17 protein-coding genes are annotated in these 19635 nt (G+C 64.6%); 4 read left to right on the top strand and 13 right to left on the bottom strand.

Annotated elements, in window-relative coordinates:
- Positions 1-4: 4 nt before the first annotated feature.
- The 4 genes from CFE42_RS08035 to CFE42_RS08020 all read right to left on the bottom strand — a co-directional run bounded on the left by CFE42_RS08035 (position 5) and on the right by CFE42_RS08020 (position 7449).
- A complete protein-coding gene (locus CFE42_RS08035) occupies positions 5-2599 on the bottom strand; it encodes an EAL domain-containing protein (RefSeq protein ID WP_052035688.1) in 2595 nt (864 codons plus the stop codon).
- A gap of 334 nt (positions 2600-2933) precedes the next feature.
- The gene (locus tag CFE42_RS08030; RefSeq protein WP_004632509.1) at positions 2934-5060 is read right to left on the bottom strand and encodes a 3-hydroxyacyl-CoA dehydrogenase NAD-binding domain-containing protein; all 2127 of its coding nucleotides are present in this window, start codon (positions 5058-5060) and stop codon (positions 2934-2936) included.
- Positions 5061-5073: 13 nt separating this feature from the next.
- Entirely contained in the window at positions 5074-6279 is a 1206-nt protein-coding gene (locus tag CFE42_RS08025) for an acetyl-CoA C-acetyltransferase (RefSeq protein WP_004632511.1), read from the bottom strand.
- 27 nt (positions 6280-6306) lie between these two features.
- Positions 6307-7449: an acyl-CoA dehydrogenase family protein gene (locus CFE42_RS08020; protein ID WP_004632512.1), complete on the bottom strand. Its 1143-nt coding sequence runs from the start codon at positions 7447-7449 to the stop codon at positions 6307-6309.
- Positions 7450-7547: 98 nt separating this feature from the next.
- Between CFE42_RS08020 and CFE42_RS08015 the strand changes: the two genes are divergently transcribed.
- Positions 7548-8567: a helix-turn-helix domain-containing protein gene (locus CFE42_RS08015; protein ID WP_004632514.1), complete on the top strand. Its 1020-nt coding sequence runs from the start codon at positions 7548-7550 to the stop codon at positions 8565-8567.
- Positions 8568-8571: 4 nt separating this feature from the next.
- Here CFE42_RS08015 and CFE42_RS08010 read toward each other — a convergent pair whose 3' ends face one another.
- The 3 genes from CFE42_RS08010 to CFE42_RS08000 are packed head-to-tail and all read right to left on the bottom strand — an operon-like array spanning position 8572 to position 9614.
- Positions 8572-8706, bottom strand: coding sequence for a hypothetical protein (locus CFE42_RS08010; RefSeq protein ID WP_004632518.1), 135 nt, complete (start codon positions 8704-8706; stop codon positions 8572-8574).
- Between the two features lie 46 nt (positions 8707-8752).
- A complete protein-coding gene (locus tag CFE42_RS08005) occupies positions 8753-9145 on the bottom strand; it encodes a 4-oxalocrotonate tautomerase family protein (protein ID WP_004632520.1) in 393 nt (130 codons plus the stop codon).
- A 52-nt stretch (positions 9146-9197) separates the two neighbouring features.
- Entirely contained in the window at positions 9198-9614 is a 417-nt protein-coding gene (locus tag CFE42_RS08000) for a MarR family transcriptional regulator (protein WP_004632522.1), read from the bottom strand.
- 350 nt (positions 9615-9964) lie between these two features.
- Between CFE42_RS08000 and CFE42_RS07995 the strand changes: the two genes are divergently transcribed.
- Positions 9965-10180: an SDR family oxidoreductase gene (locus tag CFE42_RS07995; RefSeq protein ID WP_004632524.1), complete on the top strand. Its 216-nt coding sequence runs from the start codon at positions 9965-9967 to the stop codon at positions 10178-10180.
- A gap of 10 nt (positions 10181-10190) precedes the next feature.
- Here CFE42_RS07995 and CFE42_RS07990 read toward each other — a convergent pair whose 3' ends face one another.
- Positions 10191-11006 (bottom strand): helix-turn-helix transcriptional regulator, encoded by an 816-nt coding sequence (locus CFE42_RS07990; protein WP_004632526.1) that lies wholly within the window; start codon positions 11004-11006, stop codon positions 10191-10193.
- Positions 11007-11104: 98 nt separating this feature from the next.
- Between CFE42_RS07990 and CFE42_RS07985 the strand changes: the two genes are divergently transcribed.
- A complete protein-coding gene (locus tag CFE42_RS07985) occupies positions 11105-11998 on the top strand; it encodes a DMT family transporter (protein WP_004632529.1) in 894 nt (297 codons plus the stop codon).
- Between the two features lie 113 nt (positions 11999-12111).
- The gene (locus CFE42_RS07980; RefSeq protein ID WP_004632530.1) at positions 12112-13152 is read left to right on the top strand and encodes a LacI family DNA-binding transcriptional regulator; all 1041 of its coding nucleotides are present in this window, start codon (positions 12112-12114) and stop codon (positions 13150-13152) included.
- A 1-nt stretch (position 13153) separates the two neighbouring features.
- On the opposite strand, the gene CFE42_RS07975 is transcribed toward CFE42_RS07980, so the two are convergent.
- From CFE42_RS07975 to CFE42_RS07955, 5 genes are all read right to left on the bottom strand, one after another.
- Positions 13154-14080 (bottom strand): NAD(P)-dependent oxidoreductase, encoded by a 927-nt coding sequence (locus CFE42_RS07975; RefSeq protein WP_004632532.1) that lies wholly within the window; start codon positions 14078-14080, stop codon positions 13154-13156.
- Positions 14081-14218: 138 nt separating this feature from the next.
- Positions 14219-15421 (bottom strand): sugar ABC transporter permease, encoded by a 1203-nt coding sequence (locus CFE42_RS07970; protein WP_004632534.1) that lies wholly within the window; start codon positions 15419-15421, stop codon positions 14219-14221.
- 6 nt (positions 15422-15427) lie between these two features.
- The gene (locus tag CFE42_RS07965) at positions 15428-16975 is read right to left on the bottom strand and encodes a xylose ABC transporter ATP-binding protein (protein ID WP_004632535.1); all 1548 of its coding nucleotides are present in this window, start codon (positions 16973-16975) and stop codon (positions 15428-15430) included.
- A gap of 42 nt (positions 16976-17017) precedes the next feature.
- Complete coding sequence (gene xylF, locus CFE42_RS07960; RefSeq protein WP_004632537.1) at positions 17018-18028, bottom strand: D-xylose ABC transporter substrate-binding protein; 1011 nt, start codon at positions 18026-18028, stop codon at positions 17018-17020.
- A 31-nt stretch (positions 18029-18059) separates the two neighbouring features.
- A complete protein-coding gene (locus CFE42_RS07955; RefSeq protein WP_004632540.1) occupies positions 18060-19415 on the bottom strand; it encodes a carbohydrate porin in 1356 nt (451 codons plus the stop codon).
- Positions 19416-19635 lie beyond the last annotated feature (220 nt).

Genomic DNA, 19635 nt, shown 5'->3' with positions numbered 1-19635 from the left:
GCGGTCAGGTTTCCGCAAGGTGCTGCCTTTTGACCACAAAGGCTGCAAACGCTGCCGGCGGCACCGGCGGGCAGAAGAGGTGGCCCTGGCCGTAGTCACAACCTGCCGCCACCAGGATCGCCTTCTGCTCCTCGGTTTCGATGCCCTCCGCGATGACCTTGATGCGCAGCGCGTGCGCCATGCTCACGATGGCGCTGCACAGCGCGATGTCCTTCGGGTCATCTGCGAGGCTGCGCACGAAAGACTGGTCGATCTTGATGTAGTTGATGTCGAAGCGCTTGAGATACGACAGCGACGAATAGCCCGTGCCGAAATCGTCGAGCGCGATGTCAACACCCGCGCGCCTGAACTCGTGCAGGTGCTCGACCACCTCGGCGCTGTCGGCCATCAACGAGCCTTCGGTAATTTCGACGACCAGGCTGTGCGGTGGAAGCCCCCGGCGCTCCACCACCTTGGGCCAGGACTCGTTGCTCGACTGGTGCGCGCGGAACTCCAGCGGCGATTTGTTGACCGACACCTGCAGCGTGTTGTCGAGCGTGGCGTGCCATTGCGTGAGCTGATCCAGCGCCTGGTTCAGCACCCACTTGCCGATTTCGACGATCAGCCCGCTGTCTTCGGCCACCGGTATGAAATCCGCCGGATCGATCTCGCCCCGCACGGGGTGCGTCCAGCGGATCAGCGCCTCTGCCTTGCGCACCTTGCCCGTCAACAGATCGACGATCGGCTGATAGTGCACCGCAAGCTGGCCCTGCGTGAGCGCCACGCGCAAATCGCTGGTCACGCGCAGGCGTTCCTGCTCGGCGCGCTGCAATGCCGGGGTAAAGACGGCCCATTGATTGCGCCCCGCGCTCTTGGCCGCAAACATGGCCTGGTCTGCGCGCACGAGCAACGATTCCGCGCTGTCGGCATCGCGCGGGTACAGTGCCACGCCAATGCTGGCCGATACTTCCACGCTTTCCTCACCAAGCTGCAGCGGCGCCGCAATGCGTGCGAGCAGGGCGCGGATGATAGGCGTGGCCGCGCCGGCATCAGGCAGGTCCGGCAGGATGATGGTGAACTCGTCGCCCGCCAGCCGCGCGACCGTATCGGTGCCGCGAACGATGGCCGAGATGCGCCGGGCGATCTCCTTGAGCAGGACGTCGCCCTGGTCATGACCGAGCGTGTCGTTCACTTCCTTGAAGCGGTCAAGATCGATGAACAGCAGCGCGAGCTGTGTAGATGCCTGACGCGCTCGCGCGATCTCGTGGCGCAGGCGGTTGTAGAACATGTGCCGGTTGGGCAGATCGGTGAGCGCATCGAAGTTGGCCTGCCGCCAGATGACCTCTTCGGCCCGCTTCTTCTCCGTCATGTCGTGGATCAGCACAACCCGGCGCGGCTCGCCCAGCGTGCTGTCGGCAAACGTGTCGATGGTGAGCAGCGCGGGGAATTCGCTGCCGTCCTTGCGGCGGATCAGGTACTCGCCGCTCCACGTGCCCTTGGTTGAGACACCCTCGCGCATGGCGTCGATCACGGCGCGCTCGTTGCATTCGGAGCGGATGGCGTCGCTGGACTGGCCCTTGAACTCCTGCGCTGAATAGCCGGTGGTGACGGTAAAGGCGGGGTTCACGTCGATCACGTGCCCGTCGAGGGACGTCACCATCATCGCCTCGCTGCTCGACGCATAGACCATGGAGGCCAGGCGCAGATCTTCGATGTGCCGCTTGCGCTCTGCACCCCGGCGACGCAGCGTGAAATACAGCAGCGCGAGGAGCAAGGTGGAGGCGGCCGCCTCGACCAGCGCGGTGCGCCGATAGCCGTCGTAAGGCGCCAGCACCGAGGCCACCGACTCGCCCACCAGAAAGTAGAGCCCGATCTCCGGCACATGGTGATAGCCGATGATGCGCTCCACGCCGTCGGTGCCCGACACCACGCGGTAGCTGCCCGTTTCCAGCGCGCCCGGCTGGTTGAACTGGCGGCGGCGCGGCGGCTTTTCGATACCCGCGGTCGGGTTGGGCACGCGGGCCAGGACCTGACCTGACTCTCGGATGATCGTGGCCGCCCCGTCCTTGCCCACGGCCAGCGTATTGGCGAAGCTGGCGAACTGTTCCGGGCTGACCGACACGACGACGACGCCGGCAAACTGCCCGGCCCTGAGGATGGGCCGTGTGAACTGGATCGACCACTTTTTCGAGACCTTGCCTTGCACCGGGTCGCTGATGAAGAGCACATCGCGTCCGCCCGAATCCTTGTGGACGCGAAAGTGCTCGCGCTGGCTCAGGTCGACGCGTTCTGTTGTGGGGCCGATGCTGGAGTAGAGCAGCATCCCGTTCTCGTCGATCACGGAAACCTGGAAGGTCAGGTCGCGCACGGTCTCCTGCCGCTCGCGGATGACATGCTCGAATACTTCGCGGCCGGCCAGCCAACTCGCGCGCAGATCGAGCAAGAACTCCGACACGCGCCGCACGCTGCCAAGCGAGTATTCACCAAATGCCCGTGCCTCAACCTGCGTGCGCGCCTGCGCATCGCGTATCAGCCTGTCGTGCTCTAGGGTGAGTTGATGGAACGTGAACGACCAGATGAACAGCAGGCCCACGACCGCACCGATGTTGAGCGGCGACAACAGTTTGCTCCGCCATCCTTGCCGTGGCGGGGTATCTGTCGTGCCACCAGAAGAGGCCTTCGATTGCTCTGCGGGCATCCCCACTCCATCGGTTGCGTGTCCAGTTGCCTAGGGCACGCGTGCCGCGTGCCTGGGTGTCGGCAATTCATGTGCATCTCACTCTATATCGGAGCGGGCCGCATGTGTCTTAACCCGACCGTGGAAGCAGGGCAGCAGGAGCGCAATCGTTTGCTTTTGGCAGGCAACACCCGGACTTACCGTGGGTTGCTGTTTGTGCGGCGCAACGCCTGCGGAGAGAAGCGCCGCGCGCAGGGGGCACGCGGGCGCCGGCGGGTCAGCGTTCGTAAAACGCGGCGTGTTTGTCTGCCATGTCGCGCAGCAGGGCTGGCGGCGCGAAGCGGCGGCCGTGCTGCGCAGCCAGCCGATCGCACAGCTCGACAAATGCGCTGACCCCAACCCGATGGATGTGCGAAACCGGCCCGCCGCGGAATGCCGGGAATCCCCAACCGAGCAGCGCACCCACATCGGCATCGCGTGGATCGGTCACCACGCGTTCATCGAGGCAGCGTGCGGTTTCCACGGCCTGCACGGTGATGAGCCGATCGACGAGCGTCTGCACGTCGGGTTGCGCAGCCGCTGCGGGGTACTCGTTCGCCAGCCCCGACCATAGCGCCTTCCTGCCGCCTTCCGGATAGTCGTAGAAGCCCTGGCCGGCCTTGCGGCCGATGCGACCCAGCGCCACCATGCGCTCGGCCACGGCTTCGCCCGGGCGCTCGATGTAGGCGGCGCCCAGGTCCGCGCGGGTCTGCTGGTTGACCTTGTGGATCAGTTCACTGGAAACCTCATCGATCAACGCAAGCGGCCCCACCGGCATGCCGGCCAGCAGCCCGGCGTTTTCGATCAGCGCAGGCGCCACGCCTTCGGCAAGCATCGCCAGGCCTTCCAGCACGTAGGTCGAAAACACGCGGCTCGTATAGAAGCCGCGGCTGTCATTGACAACGATGGGCGTCATGCCGATCGCCTTGACGTAATCGAGCGCTTGCGCCAGCGTGGCGCGCGTGGTCTGCCGGGCGACGATCACCTCCACCAGCGGCATCTTGTCGACCGGCGAGAAGAAATGCAGCCCGATGAAGTTGCCCGGACGCTGGCTGGCTTCGGCCAGACCCGTAATCGGCAGCGTAGACGTGTTGGACGCGAAGATGGCTTCCGGCGACAGCACGGCTTCTGCCTGGCGCGTCACGTCGGCCTTGATCTCGCGCTGCTCGAACACGGCTTCAACGACGAGGCCCGCGCCATCCAGGTCGGCGTAGGACGTGGTGGGCTGGATGCGCGCGAGCAGCGCTTCGGCCTGGTCGGCATGCAGGCGGCCACGCTGTACCTGTTTCTCGACGAGCTTGCGGGAATAGTCCTTGCCGCGTTCGGCGGCTTCCTGCGTGGCGTCGAGCAGCACGACCGGCAACCCCGCCTTGGCGGTGACGTAAGCGATGCCGGCGCCCATCATGCCCGCACCCAGCACGCCCACCTTGGCGTAGCGGCGCACCGGCACATCGGCGGGGCGCGCGGCCAGCTTGTTGGCCGCGTTCAGGCTGAAGAAGAGGGTACGGATCATCGCGCGTGCCTCCGGCGACAGCACGGCCTGCACGAAGTAGCGTGCCTCAGTCTTGAGGCCCATATCGAGATCGGTGATGAGCCCCTCGTACACGCACGACAGGATGCTGGCCGCTGCCGGATAGTTGCCGTAGGTCTTCTGCCGCAGCATGGCGTTGGCCGCCGTGAATAGCTGCTGCACGGCGGGGCTGGCGATGGCGCCCCCGGGCACCTTGTAGCCCTTGATGTCCCACGGTTGCTGCGTGCTGGTCTGGCCTTCGCCCAGCAGCCACGTGCGCGCAGCATCGGCTTCTTCCCCCGCGTTGACGACCGCATCGACAATGCCCAGCTTGAGCGCCTCGGCCGCTTTGATGCGCTTGCCCTCCAGCAGCATCGGCAGCGCCTTCTGCACACCAATCAGGCGCGGCAGACGCTGCGTGCCGCCGCCGCCCGGCAAGAGGCCGAGCGTCACTTCCGGCAGGCCGAAGCGCGCGCGGGCGTTGTCGGCCGCCACGCGGTAGTGGCAGGCAAGCGCAATCTCCAGCCCGCCGCCCAGCGTGGAGCCCGGCAGCGCGGCGGCCAGGGGTTTGCCGCACGTTTCCAGCTTGCGCAGCATGCGGTGCAGCTCGCACGTACGTTCATACAACGTGGCTGCGTCGTCGCTGGCCTGCAGCCATTCGAGGTCGCCGCCGGCAATGAAATCCGCCTTGGCGGAGGTGACGAGGATGCCCTTGACGCTTGCATCCGCGCATACGCGGTCGATGGCGGCAAAGAAGGCGGCGCAGGTTTCGCCGTTGAGCACGTTCTGTGCACGGCCCGGCTGGTTCCATGTGAGCGTGGCGATGCCGTCGGTGTCGATGGTGATGTCGATCATGTCAGCACGCTCCTTAAATGCGTTCGATGATGGTGGCGGTGCCCATGCCGGCACCGACGCACAGCGTGGCGAGCCCCGTGCTCGCCCCACGCCGTTCTAGCTCGTCGAGCAGCGTGCCGAGAATCATGGCGCCCGTCGCACCGAGCGGATGGCCCATCGCAATGGCCCCGCCGTTGACGTTGATGCGGTCATGCGGCACGGCCAGCACCTCCATGAAGCGCAGCACGACCGAGGCGAAGGCTTCGTTCAGTTCGTACAGGTCGATGTCGGATGCAGACATGCCGGCCCGCTTGAGCGCCTTCTCTGCTGCGTACGAAGGCCCGGTCAACATGATCGACGGCTCCGAGCCGATGCTTGCAAAGCTGCGGATGCGCGCACGTGGCTTGAGGCCCGCGCGCTTGCCGGCCTCGCGGCTGCCGATCAGCACGGCCGCGGCGCCATCGACGATGCCCGAGCTGTTGCCCGCGTGGTGCACGTGTTCGATGCGCTCCAGTTCCGGATAGCGCTGGCGGATCACGGCGTCAAAGCCGTATTGCTCGCCCAATTCCGCAAACGACGGTTTGAGCTGCGCGAGTGTGTCCACGGTGGTCTGCGGGCGGATCATCTCGTCGCGGTCGAGGATGGTCAGGCCATTCTGGTCGCGCACCGGCACGATGGAACCTGTGAACCAGCCGGCCGTGCTGGCCGCATGCGCACGGCGGTGGCTCTCTGCGGCATAGGCGTCGACATCGTGGCGGCTGTAGCCCCACTTGGTGGCGATGGTGTCGGCCGACACGCCTTGCGGCACGAAGTACAGCGGGATGGCGGCCGCCGGATCGACCGGCCACGCGCCGCCGCTGGCGCCCATCGGCACGCGCGACATGCTCTCCACGCCGCCGCCGATGGCAAAGTCGCTCTGCCCGGCCATCACCTGCGCGGCGGCCATGTTGCAGGCCTCCAGGCCCGATGCGCAAAAGCGGTTGATCTGCACGCCGGCCGTCGTCTCGGCATAGCCGGCGGACAGCACTGCCACGCGGCCGATGCACGCGCCTTGTTCGCCCACGGGTTCCACGCAGCCGAGCACGACGTCGTCCACCAATGCCGTGTCGAGCTGGTTGCGATCGCGGATGGCGCGCAGCGCGGTCGCGGCCAGGCGCAGCGGCGTGACACCGTGCAGGCTGCCGTCTTTCTTGCCCTTGCCGCGCGGGGTGCGCACGGCGTCGTAGATATAGGCTTCCATAGCGTTGCGTCCTGATGGTCGTGCTCGTTAAAGGGTGCGGGCGATCAGCTCTTTCATGATCTCGTTGGTGCCGCCGTAGATCTGCTGCACGCGCGAATCGGCCCACGCGCGGGCGATGGGGTATTCCCACATGTAGCCGTAGCCGCCGTGCAGTTGCACGCAGCGGTCCATCACCTTGAACTGCAGGTCGGTGGTCCAGTACTTGGCCATGGAGGCCGTGGCGGCATCGAGCTTGCCGGCGAGCTTGAGCGCGATGCACTGGTCGACGAACACACGGCCAATCTGTACTTCGGTTTTCAGTTCCGCCAGTGCGTGCCGCGCGGTCTGGAAATCGAGGATGGATTTGCCGAAGGCCTGGCGCTCGCGCACGTAGCGCAGCGTCCATTCAAGCGCGCCTTCGGCTGAAGCGATGGCCGTGATGGCAATTTGGAGGCGCTCCCACGGCAACTCCTGCATCAGGTAGGCAAAACCGCGATGTTCCTCGCCGAGCAGGTTGCCGGCGGGCACACGCACGTTGTCGAAGAACAGCTCTGCGGTGTCCTGCGCCTTCATGCCGACCTTCTTCAGGCGCTTGCCTTTGCTGAAGCCCTCCATGCTGGTGTCGACGACGAAAAGGCTCGTGCCCTTGGCGCCGCCGTCCGGCGTGGTGCGCGCCACGACGATCACGACATCGGCGTGCCAGCCGTTGGTGATGAAGATCTTCGAGCCGTTGAGGACGTAGTGGCTGCCGTCGCTGCTGCGCGTGGCGGTGGTGCGCACGCCTTGCAGGTCGGAGCCGGCGCCAGGCTCGGTCATGGCAATCGCGCCGATCATCTCGGCGCTCGCAAGCTTGGGCAGGTAGTGCTGTTTTAGCGCCTCGCTGCCGTAGTGCAGCAGATACGGCGCGACGATTTCCGAGTGCAGACCAAAGCCCAGGCCCGTGGCGCCCGCGCGGGCAATCTCTTCGATCAGCACGGTGCTGTAGCGGATATCGGCACCCGCGCCGCCGTAGGCTTCCGGCATGCTGGCGCAGTGGTAGCCAGCGGCGGCCGCCTTCTCCCAGATGGCGCGGTCGACGTAGCCCTGGTCTTCCCAGCGCTCGTGATGGGGCAGGACTTCGGCGTCGATAAAGCGGCGGACGGATTCACGAAAGGTGTCGTGTTCGGCATCGAACAGCGTGCGGGCGATCATGGCGGCTCCGGACTGGTGGCGGATTGGCAGCGAATGGGTTGCCGTATTTCAACAAGGCCGCGACAATTCCGGTTGATCCGGATCGCCACCTTCTTGATATGAAGCGCCAGCCGAAAGCTGCCTCCAAACGCCCCGGTCTGCACGCGCGGGCGCGTATCGCCATCCTGCTGCCGCCGCGCCTGTTTGCCGGATATGTATTCCTCACCCAGGAGATGCTGCTGGTTGCCGGCACCATGCAGGCGCGCAGCGTGGATGTGATGGGCAGCCGGCTCTTCGATATCGATCTGCTGTCTGCCGATGGGGCAGCCGTCCAGAGCTTTGGCGAGATGGCCGTGCCCGCCACCGCCGCGTTGACCGATGCAGCCTACGACGTCGTGATCGTGCCCGCACAGTTCGCCCCCGAGGCGGCATTGGATGCGGAAGAGGCGCACATCGCCGATTGGCTGCGCAGGCGCTATGAGGCTGGCGCCCTGGTCGTTGGCATGAACGCGGCGCCGCTGTTCGCCAAGGCTGGACTGCTTGATGGTTGTAGAGCGACCGGGCTGGCGAGCGAGCGCGCCTGGTTTGCACGGCATTTTCCCAACGTGCATTACACGCCCGACCGGCCCCTGGCGGTGGATGGCCGCATCATCACCGTCAGTGGCATCAACCCCGCTGTGGACGCCTGCGCGTACGTCATCGATCACTGCCGCGGGGCGGGCGCATCGCGGCGGATGCTGCGCACGGCGCTCACGCAATCCTTGCCGTCATACGAACACATGGCCGTGTGGACGGCTCAGTTCAAGCGCCACGGCGATGTGGCCATCCTGGCCATCCAGGAGATCGTGGAGCGGGAACTGGCGGCGCCACCTGCATTGGCGGAACTGGCCGCCCAGGCAGCGATGAGCGAGCGAAGCTTGACGCGCCGCTTTGCCGCCGCCACCGGCAGCAATCTGCGGCGTTACGTGGCGATGCTGCGGCTGGAACTGGCGGCGTTTCTGCTGCGAACGGGCCGCCAGCCGCTCGATCACATTGCCGATGAATGCGGCTATGGCAGCGTCAGCGCACTGAGTCGCGCGTTTTCTGCCGACCGCAGTTGCAGCCCACTGCAATACCGGGCGCAGCACCGCACCCGCTGAAGCTTCATGGACGCAGCAGATCGAAGCCGGCCAGCAACACCACACCCGAGAGCGCGGTCAGCGGCAGCGAATGTTGGCCAAAGTACAGCAGCGCGGCGGCCAGCCAACTGGCCGCGAAGAAAGCGCTCATGCGGTTCATGATTTCACCTGTTCTTTAGTTGGTGGGAGAGACGCGATCGGCACATTTATGCGTGCTGGTAGCGGTACTCCTGCGTCTTGCCGCCGTAGCCGTAAGCTGCGGCGCGAACGTCCTGCACATAGATATAGCTCTCTTCGTGCAGATTGCCGAGCAACTCAGCAAAAGCCGTGAACGCCTCGGCGATGTACTGCGCCTTTTCTGCCTTGGTATTCGTTTCGTCCGTCACCTTGATGTCGAAATAGACGCTGTTCTTGCCTTGTGCGGCCAGCGTCTGCCCACCGACGACCCAGTCTTCCGGGTCGACATAGTCGATGGCAATGGCCGTGACCTTCGGGTCCTTGCCGAGGATGCGGGAGGTAAGTTCCAGCAAGGTGCTGGCGATCTTCTGCGTCATTTCTGCCGAACGTTTGGCGCTGACTTTGACGTTGAGGATGGGCATGATGTTTCTCTTTTTAGTTAGCAATGCAACTACGTGGCCAAAAAAATGACGCTCATGTCAGGGTGGAGCGCACACCGCGGATCTTCGTCACCGTATCGGTGAATTCGGTACTGCCCAGCACACGCTTCAACCTTGCGGTGACGGCGCCGCTCGCCTCGTTCAACGCCGCACCGATCTTGACGGCTTCCCGCGTCGGAAAGATGGCGGTCTCGCGGCCGTCGACTTCCGTCTTGCGGCGTTCGATCAAGCCCTTGCTTTCCAGGCCATCCAGCGCGCGCGTTGCCGTGGGGCGCGTGACGGACATCGCTTCCGACAACTCGCTTTGCAGCATGCCCGGGCGGTCGACGATCGCACGGAGCATGAAGCCTTGCGGCGGCGTGAGATCAAACGGCGCGAAGGCGTCTGCCCAGACCCGGTCGAGCTTGCGGGCCAAGGCGGTGGTGTTGAAGTAGAGGCAGTGGTCGAACATGGTGAATTGATGGTAGGTGAGGATGGTTAGATATGCAACTTATTTTTGTGTTGGTGGCCCATCCCTCTTTCGTTCGTGCTCAATGTAACAAGCAAGGCACGAGGGCGCGTTGCGATTGGGGGAATTGACGTGCCGCCGTGAGTGCAGGCGTTGGCCATGCCGTGCCCGCGCCATGGGTGGCGGGCGCGGCAGGTTTCACCGGGGGTTACTGCTGCAGGACCTTGTATTCGATCTTCTTAAGCACGCCGTCCGCATCGTCGAAGTAGAACGAGGCGATCTTCTTCGAACCGATCGGAATCCCGACAAACACAACGCCGATCGCCGCGTTTCGCGCGTAACGATAGTCCCAGATGTCGAGACCGCCGGGCCTGGTCGAGACGCCGTTTCACCATCGCGGCATCTCGCCGTCAGCCCAAGCGATGTATGACTTTGCGGCGGGCACACCGGCTGGCCGTGTCGGCAGCGCAGAGGAAATGGCAACCATCGTGGCCTCCCTCGCTTCGGATGATGCGAGCGTTGTGTCGGGCTACGCCTTGGTGGCCGATGGCGGTGACTCGGTCGCTTGATGACGACGGTCTATGCGGCGGGGCGCTCCGCCTCGCCACACATCTGCCGTCGATAGCGCTCGGGCGAAACCCCAACCTGCTTGCGGAACATCGCAATGAACGCCGACGGCGTTCCATAGCCGAGCGCGAGCGCAATGTCCTGCACCGATCGATCCTCCTTGAGCCACACCAGCGCGCGAAGCAGGCGCACGCGATTGCGCCATTGCACGAAGCTCATGCCGAGTTCGGTCTGGAAGCGGCGTGCAAGGGTGCGTTCGGTGCCGTGCACGCGCTCGGCCCATTGTTGCAGCGTGATGGTGTCTGCGGGGTCCAGGCGGATGGCTTGCAGGATGGGCTCCAGCTGGCGGTCGGTGCTGTCGGGCAGGTAGCTATCGGCGTGGCCGGCACGCACCAACGTTTCGACCAGCAATTCGAACTGGCGCAAGTCCCACTCGTCAGCCATGCCGGTGACGCGGCGCGTGGCGAAGTCTTCGAACAGCGCACGCACCAGCGGCGTTTGCGGAATCAGGCAAGCCATGGGTGGCAGCCGCTGCGCAAGCGGCTCCGCCATGTACAGCGAGAGGAAATCCGTCGCTTGCCGGATCGATGCCGAATGCGGCTGGTTGGCCGGCACCCAGATCACGTATTCGGCGGGCGCCGTCAGCCGGCGGCCATCGACCACCACCTCCATCAACCCGAGGCTGATCCGGTTGATCTGGCCCCATGGGTGCGTGTGCGGCTCGATATCGGTTTCAGGCTCGAAATGGTCGTAGCGAAAGTAGAACGGAGCGCCCTTGGGCACCCGCAGATCGGCTTCGCGGAAGGCGGTGTACACGGTGTCAGCCACGGTTGTCGCTTTCGAGGGGTGAGGTTGTCTGGTTTGAAGTATATGTTTTGAACCAGACATTACTACACTGCCGTCTTCGGGTGTTCGAGGAGGCCGTCGTGCCTGTGCTGTATCCCTTGCTGGCGGTGCTGATCTGGGCCGCCAATACAATCGTGTCGAAGGCCGCGGCCGGCGTGGTTGACCCGGCGGCCATTTCATTCTACCGGTGGTTGTTGGCGGCCATCGTGCTCACGCCGTTCTGTGCGCGGCCGCTATGGCGCCAGCGTCATGCCGTGGTGGCGCAGTGGCGCCGCTTTGCGGTGCTCGCGCTGCTGGGCATGGTGATGTACCAATGCCTGGCGTACTACGCCGCGCACAGCACGAGCGCGACCAACATGGGCGTGATCGGCGCCCTGATCCCGATGCTGGGGCTGACCTTGAACGTGGTGGTATTTCGTCAGCCGGTCGGGGCGCAGGCGGTGACCGGTGTGGTGGTGTCGCTCCTGGGCGTGCTGTATCTGCTTGGACGCGGAGAACCAACCAACCTGTTCGATGGCGGCATCAACCACGGCGACGTGCTGGTGCTTGCCGGCGTCACTGCCTACGCGCTGTACAACATCCTCTATCGCCGTTGGGCGTTGCCGTTCGGGCAGTGGATCAACCTGTACGTGCAGGTGTTGATGGCCGTCGTGATGCTCGTTCCGGTAGCCATGACGGCGCACAGCCTGGCCGTGCCGGCCAGGGGCATCGGGCTGGTGGCGTTTGCGGGTATTGCCTCGTCGATCGTCGCGTCGTATCTGTGGATGCAGGGGCTCAAGCGCATCGGCAGTGAGCGTACGGCGGTGTTGATGAACCTGATGCCAGTCTTCACGGCCGGCATGGCTGCGGTGATGCTGGGGGAGACGGTGCACGGGTATCACTGGATCGGCGGCTGTCTCGTTCTGCTGGGCGTGAGCTTCGCCCAAGGCATCATCCGGCTGCCGATTGGCCGTTCGGGATTGAGCGCCCGTTAGTTTTTTTCGGCCGCGCCGCGTGGGGGTTGGCGGTAAAATCGAACACGTTGGCGGGCGCATGATGGCGCCCGTTCCGTGTTTCAGAACCACATTCGCCAGACCATCGTCAGACCATGAAGCGCAACGCCGGAGCTGTCACCGTCGATGATGTTGCCGCGCATGCGGGCGTGTCCATCAAGACCGTCTCGCGCGTGCTGAATCACGAGCCCAACATCAGCGAGAAGACGCGAGCGAAGGTGGTCGAGGCGATGCAGACGCTCGACTACCGGCCCAACCCGGCTGCCCGGCGACTGGCCAGCAAGCGCGCCGACATCATCGCGCTGGTCTACGACAACCCCTCCGACAACTACATCGTCAACATTCAGCATGGCGCGCTCGAAGCCTGCCAGGCGCTCGACTACAGCCTGCTGCTCACGCCGTGCAACTACCGCGATCCGAACCTCGCCGACCAGATCATCCAGAGTGCGCGCCAGCGTGCCCTGGCCGGCATCATCCTGACGCCGCCGGTGTCGGACGTGCCGTCGCTGATCACGGCGCTGGATGAAGCCGGCATCGACTACGTGCGGCTGGCACCTGCCGATCGCGAGCACAAAGGGTTGTCCGTCAACACCGAAGACCGCGCCGCCGCACGCGACATGACGCGGCACCTGATCGGCCTCGGTCATCGCCGCATCGGCTTCGTGGTGTGCGACCCCGCTCACGGCGCGGCGTATCAGCGCGTATTCGGTTATCGCGATGCGATGGCGCAAGCCGGCATCGAAGTCGACGAACGACTGGTCGAGCAGGGCGAGCACTCGTTCGAGTCGGGTGTGGCCTGCGCTGAGCGGCTGCTGTCGTGCGAGCCGCGCCCCACCGCCATCTTTGCCGGCAACGACGATATGGCCGCCGGCGTGCTCCGCGTGGCGCAGGCGCGGGGCATCAAGGTGCCGGAAGAACTCTCCATTTGCGGCTACGACGACACGCCGCTCTCACGCCAGCTCTGGCCGGCGCTCACCACGGTGCGCCAGCCGATCCAGGCGATGGCGCATGCGGCTGTGGAACAGCTCATCGCGATTCATCGCCCGCACCTGCCGGGGCTGAAGCCGCATTCGGTGCACGAGAATTTGCAGTATGAGTTGGTGATTCGGGAATCGACCTGCGCGCCCGCGCGTTGACTTAGGCGGGCTGCCGGATCAACCCATACAAATCATCCTGAGGCTCATACCCCAGCAACTCGCGCCCCGTCTCCAGACCCCAATCCATTCCACGGTTGTTCGACACGCCGTTCACGACGATAGCCGGCGCGGGCCAGCATGCCGGGTCTGCCGTGACGGAGCAGAGGAACAGCCGGCGCAGATCCCCATTCGAGAGCCACATGTTGCGGAACCAGCGCAGCGCGATGTGGCTGGCTTCATCGGGCAGTTCGGTGGGGACGGGTGTGTCAGCGGTGCCGGAATAGTTGATGTCGTTCGGGTCGTTCTCGTCGGGCAGTGCCCAGCCGATGCGCAGCGACACGATCGACAGCTTGCCCCCGTTGGCTGCCGAGACGGCGCCCACCGCGCTGCAAAGCCGTTCGCCCATTGCCTTGGATGTACCGTAGGCGAGCGAGTAGACGTCTTCCGTGCCGTTGTTCCAGCGCGTGCCCGGGGCGGGCGGAAGCTCGGCGGTGAGTTTGCCGGGGCCGATGGTGCCGGCCAGGGGTTGGTCCTTGTATGCGCCCATCGCGTGGTTGGACGAGGCAAACACGAAGCGGCGCACGCCGTGCGTGGCCGCAGCCTGCAGCACATTGAGCGTCATGCCGTAGGAGGCCAGCGCCTGCTCCCACGTTGCGTCCGGCGTGGAGTGGATCGCGGCCAGGTGGATGACGGCATCGACGTTGCCCAGCAGATCCGTCCATGCGCCGTCGGCTTGCGTGAGGTCGGCCTTGACCCATTGAAAACGTTCGGCTGCTTGCGGCGAAAACTCGACGTTCTGGGCAACCCAGTCAACGCCGATGATGGACGTGCACCACGGGGCGGAGGCCAGTGCCTCGACGACCTTGCGGCCCAGGTTGCCGGCCACGCCGGTCACAAGAACGCGAGCAGGGGTTTGGTAGTCAGCCACGATGTCGAATTCCGTTCGGGATGAGGAGAAAAAAGGACGATCGGCGGCCGGCGCTGCAACGTCGCGCGCCGCCGTATCGTTCCGGGATCAGGGAGGGGAGCCGGATGGGCCCCTGGAGTGATGTGAACCGAGCCGCCGTCAGCCCCGATTGGAGCCCGACAGCACGTCGATCAGCACCGCGACGACCAGCACCACGCCCTTGACGATCATCTGCCACGAGGCGTCGACGTTCATTTGCTGCATGCCGTTGTCGAGGCTCGCCATGACGAGCGCGCCGATCAGTGCGCCGTACACGGTGCCCGAGCCGCCGCGCATCGACGTGCCGCCGATGAAGCAGGCGGAGATGGCATCCAGTTCGCCGCCCACACCGGCGGAGGGCGACCCCGCCGCCGAACGTGCGGTGGTGATGATGCCCGCGAAGGCGCACATCAGGCCCATCAGCACAAACACCAGCAGCTTGACGCGGCCGACGTTCACGCCGGACAGGCGTGTGGCCTCCATGTTGCCGCCCACCGCATAGACGTGACGGCCGAAGACGGTTTGTGTCGCGACGTACGAAAAGATGGCAAGCAGCACGAGCAGGATCAGCACCGGCAGGGGCACGCCGCTGGCCTGGTTGAGTACGGCGACAAAGCCGAACGAGGCGGCCGCAATCGCCAGCAGCTTCAGTCCGTCAGCCCAGATCGGCGTGAGCGAGAGCGACAGGCGGGTGCGCTCACGACGGCGGAGCACGGTCAGCACAACCGAACCGGCAACGATGACGGCGGCCAGCGACCACGCCAGCCATGCCGGCACGAAGCTCTGCGCGAGGTTGCCGAGGTCATCGGGCACCGGGGCGATCGTCACGCTGTCGGTGCTCCACTGCAGCAAGCCGCGGAAGGCCAGCATGCCGCCCAGGCCAACGATGAACGAGGGCACGCGCAGCTTGGTCGTGATGAAGCCGTTGACCACGCCGATGGCCGCGCCTGCCACGAGCACCGTACCCACGGCCAGCCAGGTGTTCCACCCCAGGTTGACGGTGAGGATGGCGACCAGCCCGCCCAGCAGGCCAAGCAGCGAGCCGACCGAAAGATCGATCTCCCCCGCGATGATGACGAACACCATGCCGCAGGCCAGCATGCCCGTCACCGACATCTGCAGGAACAGGTTGGAGATGCTGTTGGGCTTCAGGAACGTGCCGTTGGTCTGGAAGTAGAAGAAGACCCAGATGAGCGCCACGGCCAGCAGCAGCGCAAGCACCTTGTAGCGCACGAACAGTTGCTGGATGGCGCGGCCGTCCAGGCGCGGACCGCCATTGCCGCCGCTTTGGCGGGCGAGTTGGGATTGCAGGATATTGGACATGGCAATTCAAGCCGCTTGGCGGCCGGGTTCAGCGTTGATTGCAGCAGCCAGGATGCGCTCCTGGGTCAGGCCTTGATTGACGAAGTCGCCACGCAACTGGCCTTCGCCGATGACCAGGACACGATCGCTCATGCCAAGGATTTCCGGCATCTCGGAAGAGACCATGATGATCGCCACGCCGCTGGAGGCCAGGTCGGCGATCATCTTGTAGATGTCGTACTTGGAGCCGACGTCGACACCGCGCGTCGGTTCGTCGAGGATCAGCACCTTTGGCATCGCCAGCACCATCTTCGTGACCACGGCCTTCTGCTGGTTGCCGCCGGAAAGGCTGGCGATCGCCAGCGCCGGGCTGGCGGTCTTGATGCGCAGGCGTTTGATTTCGCGGTCGACGGTGGTGAGTTCGGCGCCCTTGTCGACACGCAAGCCGCGCGCGTATTGCGCCAGCGTGGCGAGCGTGATGTTTTCGCCCACGGCCATCAGCGGGACGATGCCGTGGCGTTTGCGGTCTTCGGGCACCAGGCAGATGCCGTTGGCAATCGCCTGTGCTGGCGTGCTGACCTTGACCGGCTTGCCGTCCATGATGATCTCTGCGCTGGAGCGGCCGGGGTAGGCGCCGAACAGCGCGGACACCATCTCCGTGCGCCCGGCACCCACCAAGCCCGCAATGCCGAGAATCTCGCCGCGGCGCACGGCAAAACTTACGTTGTCTGTGCGCTTGCGGTTGGGGTTGGTGACATCCCAGCAGGTGACGTTGCGCGCTTCCATCACCACGTCGCCCACCGTGTGTTCGACCTTGGGGAAGAGCGATGTCATTTCGCGGCCGACCATCATCGTGATGATGTTGTCGATGGTCATGTCGGCGGCGGGGCGTGTGCCGATGTGCTTGCCGTCGCGGATGACGGTGACGGTGTCGCACACGCGCTTGACCTCATCGAGCTTGTGCGAAATGTACACGCACGCCACGCCGCTGCGCTTGAGGTCCTCAATGATGGACAACAGCACCTCGATTTCCTTGGCGGACAGCGACGAGGTCGGCTCGTCCAGGATCAGCAGACGCGCATTCTTGGCGAGCGCCTTCGCAATCTCGAAAAGCTGCTGGTGGCCGCTGCCGTAGTTCATCACGGGCGCGGCCACGTTCACGTCGGTCAGGCGCAGGCGGGCGAGGAGTTCTTCTGCCTTCGCATGCATGGCGTCGTAGTCCATGCGGCCCCCCGGCTTGGTGATCTCGTTGCCGAGGAAGATGTTCTCCGTGACGGAGAGCTGCTGCACCATCATCAGTTCCTGATGGATGATGACGATGCCAGCGCGCTCGCTGTCGCGCACGGAATGCGCGTGCAGCGGCTCACCTTCCCACAGGATCTCGCCTTCGAAGGTGCCGTAGGGGTAGACCCCCGACAGCACCTTCATGAGGGTCGATTTCCCGGCGCCGTTCTCCCCGCACAAACCGACGCACTCGCCCGGCCTCACTGCCAGGCTGACGCCGTCGAGCGCGCGCACACCGGAGAACGACTTCACGATGTTGCGCATCTCGAACAGGGTGCCGTTACTGCTCATGGCGTTCTCCTACTGACTACGACTGACCACTGCATCGGCTGCTTACTTGCCGAAGATCTGCTGATGCGTATAGAAGCCATCCTTGACAACGGTGCTGTCCAGGTTGTCCTTGGTCAGCAGCGTCGGGGTCAGCAGCACGGTGTCGACATCCTTCTTGCCGTTGTTCAGCTTGGTGTTGAACTTCGGCGCCGTGCCCTTCACGAGGTCGACGGCCATCTCGGCGGCGGTGGCGGCGATCTGCTTGATCGGCTTGTACACCGTCATGGCCTGCGTACCTTCGGCCACACGCTTCACGGCGGCCAAGTCAGCGTCCTGGCCAGACACCGGCACCTTGCCCGCCAGCTTCTGGCGTGCCAGCGCCTGGATCGCGCCACCGGCCGTGCCATCGTTGGAGGCAACGATGCCCTGGATGTTGTTGTTGTTGGCGGTCAGCGCGTTCTCAACAATGTTCTGCGCCTTGGAGGGGTCCCACTCCGGCGTCCACTGCTCGCCGACGATCTTGATGTCGCCCTTGTCGACGTACGGCTTGAGCACCTTCATCTGGCCTTCGCGCAGCAGGCGTGCGTTGTTGTCGGTCGCGGCGCCGCCGAGCAGGAAGTAATTGCCCTTCGGCGCGAGCTTGACCACGCCCTGCGCCTGCAGCTCGCCCACCTTCACGTTGTCGAAGGTCACGTAGCCGTCGATGTCGGCGTTCAGGATCAGGCGGTCATACGACACCACCTTGATGCCCTTCTTCTTGGCGCTTGCGATGGCGTTGCCCAGCACCTTGGAGTTGAACGGCACGATCACAAGCACGTCGACATTCTGGGCGATCAGGTTTTCGATCTGGGCGATCTGCTTGGCTTCGTTGGCGTTGGCCGACTGCACGTTGACGGTCGCGCCCAGCTTCTTGGCCGATTCGACAAAATAGTCGCGGTCGTGCGTCCAGCGCTCGACGCGCAGGTCGTCGATCGAGAAGCCGATCACCGGCGCTTCCTTGCTGGCGTGGGCCGAGGTGGCGGCGAAAGTCAGCACCGCCGCAGCGGCGAGGGTGTTCAGTACGCGGGAAATCATGAAAGGTCTCCTATTGTGCGCAAGTGCATTCTTAGAACGTGACGCCGGTCTTCAGGCCGACGACGAAGGCATTCTTGTTTTGCGAAGTGCCGCCCGGATGAAGGATGTACTGCAGATTAGGACGGAAGTACACAGACTTCACCGGCGACCAGCTGTAATACAGCTCGCTCACGTATTCGTAGCCGTCACCCACCACGGTATTGGCGCCGGTGCGTGCGTTGGTTTGACGGACAAAGTCGGCATAGCGGCCGTTATTGTGCGTGGCACCCACGGCAAAGCCGATGGTGTCGGCCAAGCGATCGAACGGCCCCTTGTACTGCACGCCCACCGAAATCTGGTGGTCGGTCTGCGCGGTGTTGCGATCGGCTTGCGAGAAGTTCAGGAACACCGTGGCGCCGCGTCCGTCCGGCGCACCCGTGATCTGCTGCTGCAGGTTCAGGTAGACGCCGTACTGGCCGCTGCGTTGCTTGGCGTCCAGGCCGGTGATGCCGCGGGCGTTGCCGTTCACGTCTTCATACAGGTCTTTGCCGTTCGACGTGTTGTACCAGACGCCTGCGCGGTACGTGCCCGGGCGACCCTCGATGGTGGGCATCCAGCCAAACTCCAGCGGAATCAGCGCGCCCGTGGTGCCGCCGGGGTTGTTCAGCTTCCAGCCGTTGCGGCGGGCCCAGCCGTCATCCACGTAGTTCGGGTTGACCTGGTACACGCCGATCTGCGCATAGGTTTCGGCCGAGGTGTGCACCTTGGCGCGCGCGCCCCACTGGCTGGTCGGCCAGTTCACCCAGTAGCCGCCCACCAAGTTGCCCGGTTGGGAGCCGCAGAACGTCAGGTTCTGGAAATCGCACGAGAACGAGAAGAAGTCTTCGCCCACCGTTACGCGGCCTGCCTTGATTTCCAGGCGGTCGTTGAGCAGTTTCTGGTTCAGCCAGAACTGCGTCAGGTGCCAGGTCTGGCCGCGGCCATAGACTTCCTGGATCAGCATGTTGTTGCCGATGTTCGCGTCGCTGCCGAGGTTGCGGCCGTTGCGGTCGGTGACGGTGGCCTGGAACGTGGCGCCTTGCCAGCCGACGAGCTTTTGCAGGTCCAGCGCCGTACCGATGACCCATTGATCGGTGTAGCGCGTGAGGTGTTCGGTACCGCCGCTGAAGTTGTGCGCAACTTCGCTGCCGTAGCCGAGGTTGAAGGTCACGCCCTGTTCGGCCAGACGGGTGCGCAGGCCACCCCAGTCGCCGGTCAGATACGGGCTGGTGGTGATGTCATACGCGTGGGCACTGCCTGCGCCCAGCGCGAGGACGGCGGCTGCAATGGCCGACGCGCCGACGCGTTGACCAAAGCGCGTGTTGCGGGATTGACGACGTGCGGCCGGACGTGCGGCTTCAAGCTCCATGGACTGTCTCCTGATATTGGACCGGCTGCCATGCATGACAGCGGTGTCAGCGTTCTCTTCGGAATCGTGTGGCGTGCCGACGGACGCAAGAATGGCCACAATTGACAGCGCTGTCAATCTCGGGGTTTGCCCTAGTTCGAGTTGTACCCACAACGCGTTGAAACGGTTGCCGGACGTATGTTGCGATGCGGAAATTTTTACATCGGGCGCAAGCGTCGCC

The organism is Ralstonia sp. PBBBR1 (genome assembly GCF_002256165.1).
GTDB lineage: Bacteria > Pseudomonadota > Gammaproteobacteria > Burkholderiales > Burkholderiaceae > Ralstonia > Ralstonia thomasii.
This window is presented reverse-complemented; position numbering and strand designations above follow the sequence as displayed.

Coding starts and splice junctions, on each gene's coding strand:
- CFE42_RS08030 (WP_004632509.1), bottom strand. CDS start 5,060: ATGATCGACATCACCATCGACACCGACGGCATCGCCACGCTCACATGG.
- CFE42_RS08025 (WP_004632511.1), bottom strand. CDS start 6,279: ATGGAAGCCTATATCTACGACGCCGTGCGCACCCCGCGCGGCAAGGGC.
- CFE42_RS08020 (WP_004632512.1), bottom strand. CDS start 7,449: ATGATCGCCCGCACGCTGTTCGATGCCGAACACGACACCTTTCGTGAA.
- CFE42_RS08015 (WP_004632514.1), top strand. CDS start 7,548: ATGAAGCGCCAGCCGAAAGCTGCCTCCAAACGCCCCGGTCTGCACGCG.
- CFE42_RS08010 (WP_004632518.1), bottom strand. CDS start 8,706: ATGAACCGCATGAGCGCTTTCTTCGCGGCCAGTTGGCTGGCCGCCGCG.
- CFE42_RS08005 (WP_004632520.1), bottom strand. CDS start 9,145: ATGCCCATCCTCAACGTCAAAGTCAGCGCCAAACGTTCGGCAGAAATG.
- CFE42_RS08000 (WP_004632522.1), bottom strand. CDS start 9,614: ATGTTCGACCACTGCCTCTACTTCAACACCACCGCCTTGGCCCGCAAG.
- CFE42_RS07995 (WP_004632524.1), top strand. CDS start 9,965: ATGTCGAGACCGCCGGGCCTGGTCGAGACGCCGTTTCACCATCGCGGC.
- CFE42_RS07980 (WP_004632530.1), top strand. CDS start 12,112: ATGAAGCGCAACGCCGGAGCTGTCACCGTCGATGATGTTGCCGCGCAT.
- CFE42_RS07970 (WP_004632534.1), bottom strand. CDS start 15,421: ATGTCCAATATCCTGCAATCCCAACTCGCCCGCCAAAGCGGCGGCAAT.
- CFE42_RS07965 (WP_004632535.1), bottom strand. CDS start 16,975: ATGAGCAGTAACGGCACCCTGTTCGAGATGCGCAACATCGTGAAGTCG.
- xylF (WP_004632537.1), bottom strand. CDS start 18,028: ATGATTTCCCGCGTACTGAACACCCTCGCCGCTGCGGCGGTGCTGACT.
- CFE42_RS07955 (WP_004632540.1), bottom strand. CDS start 19,415: ATGGAGCTTGAAGCCGCACGTCCGGCCGCACGTCGTCAATCCCGCAAC.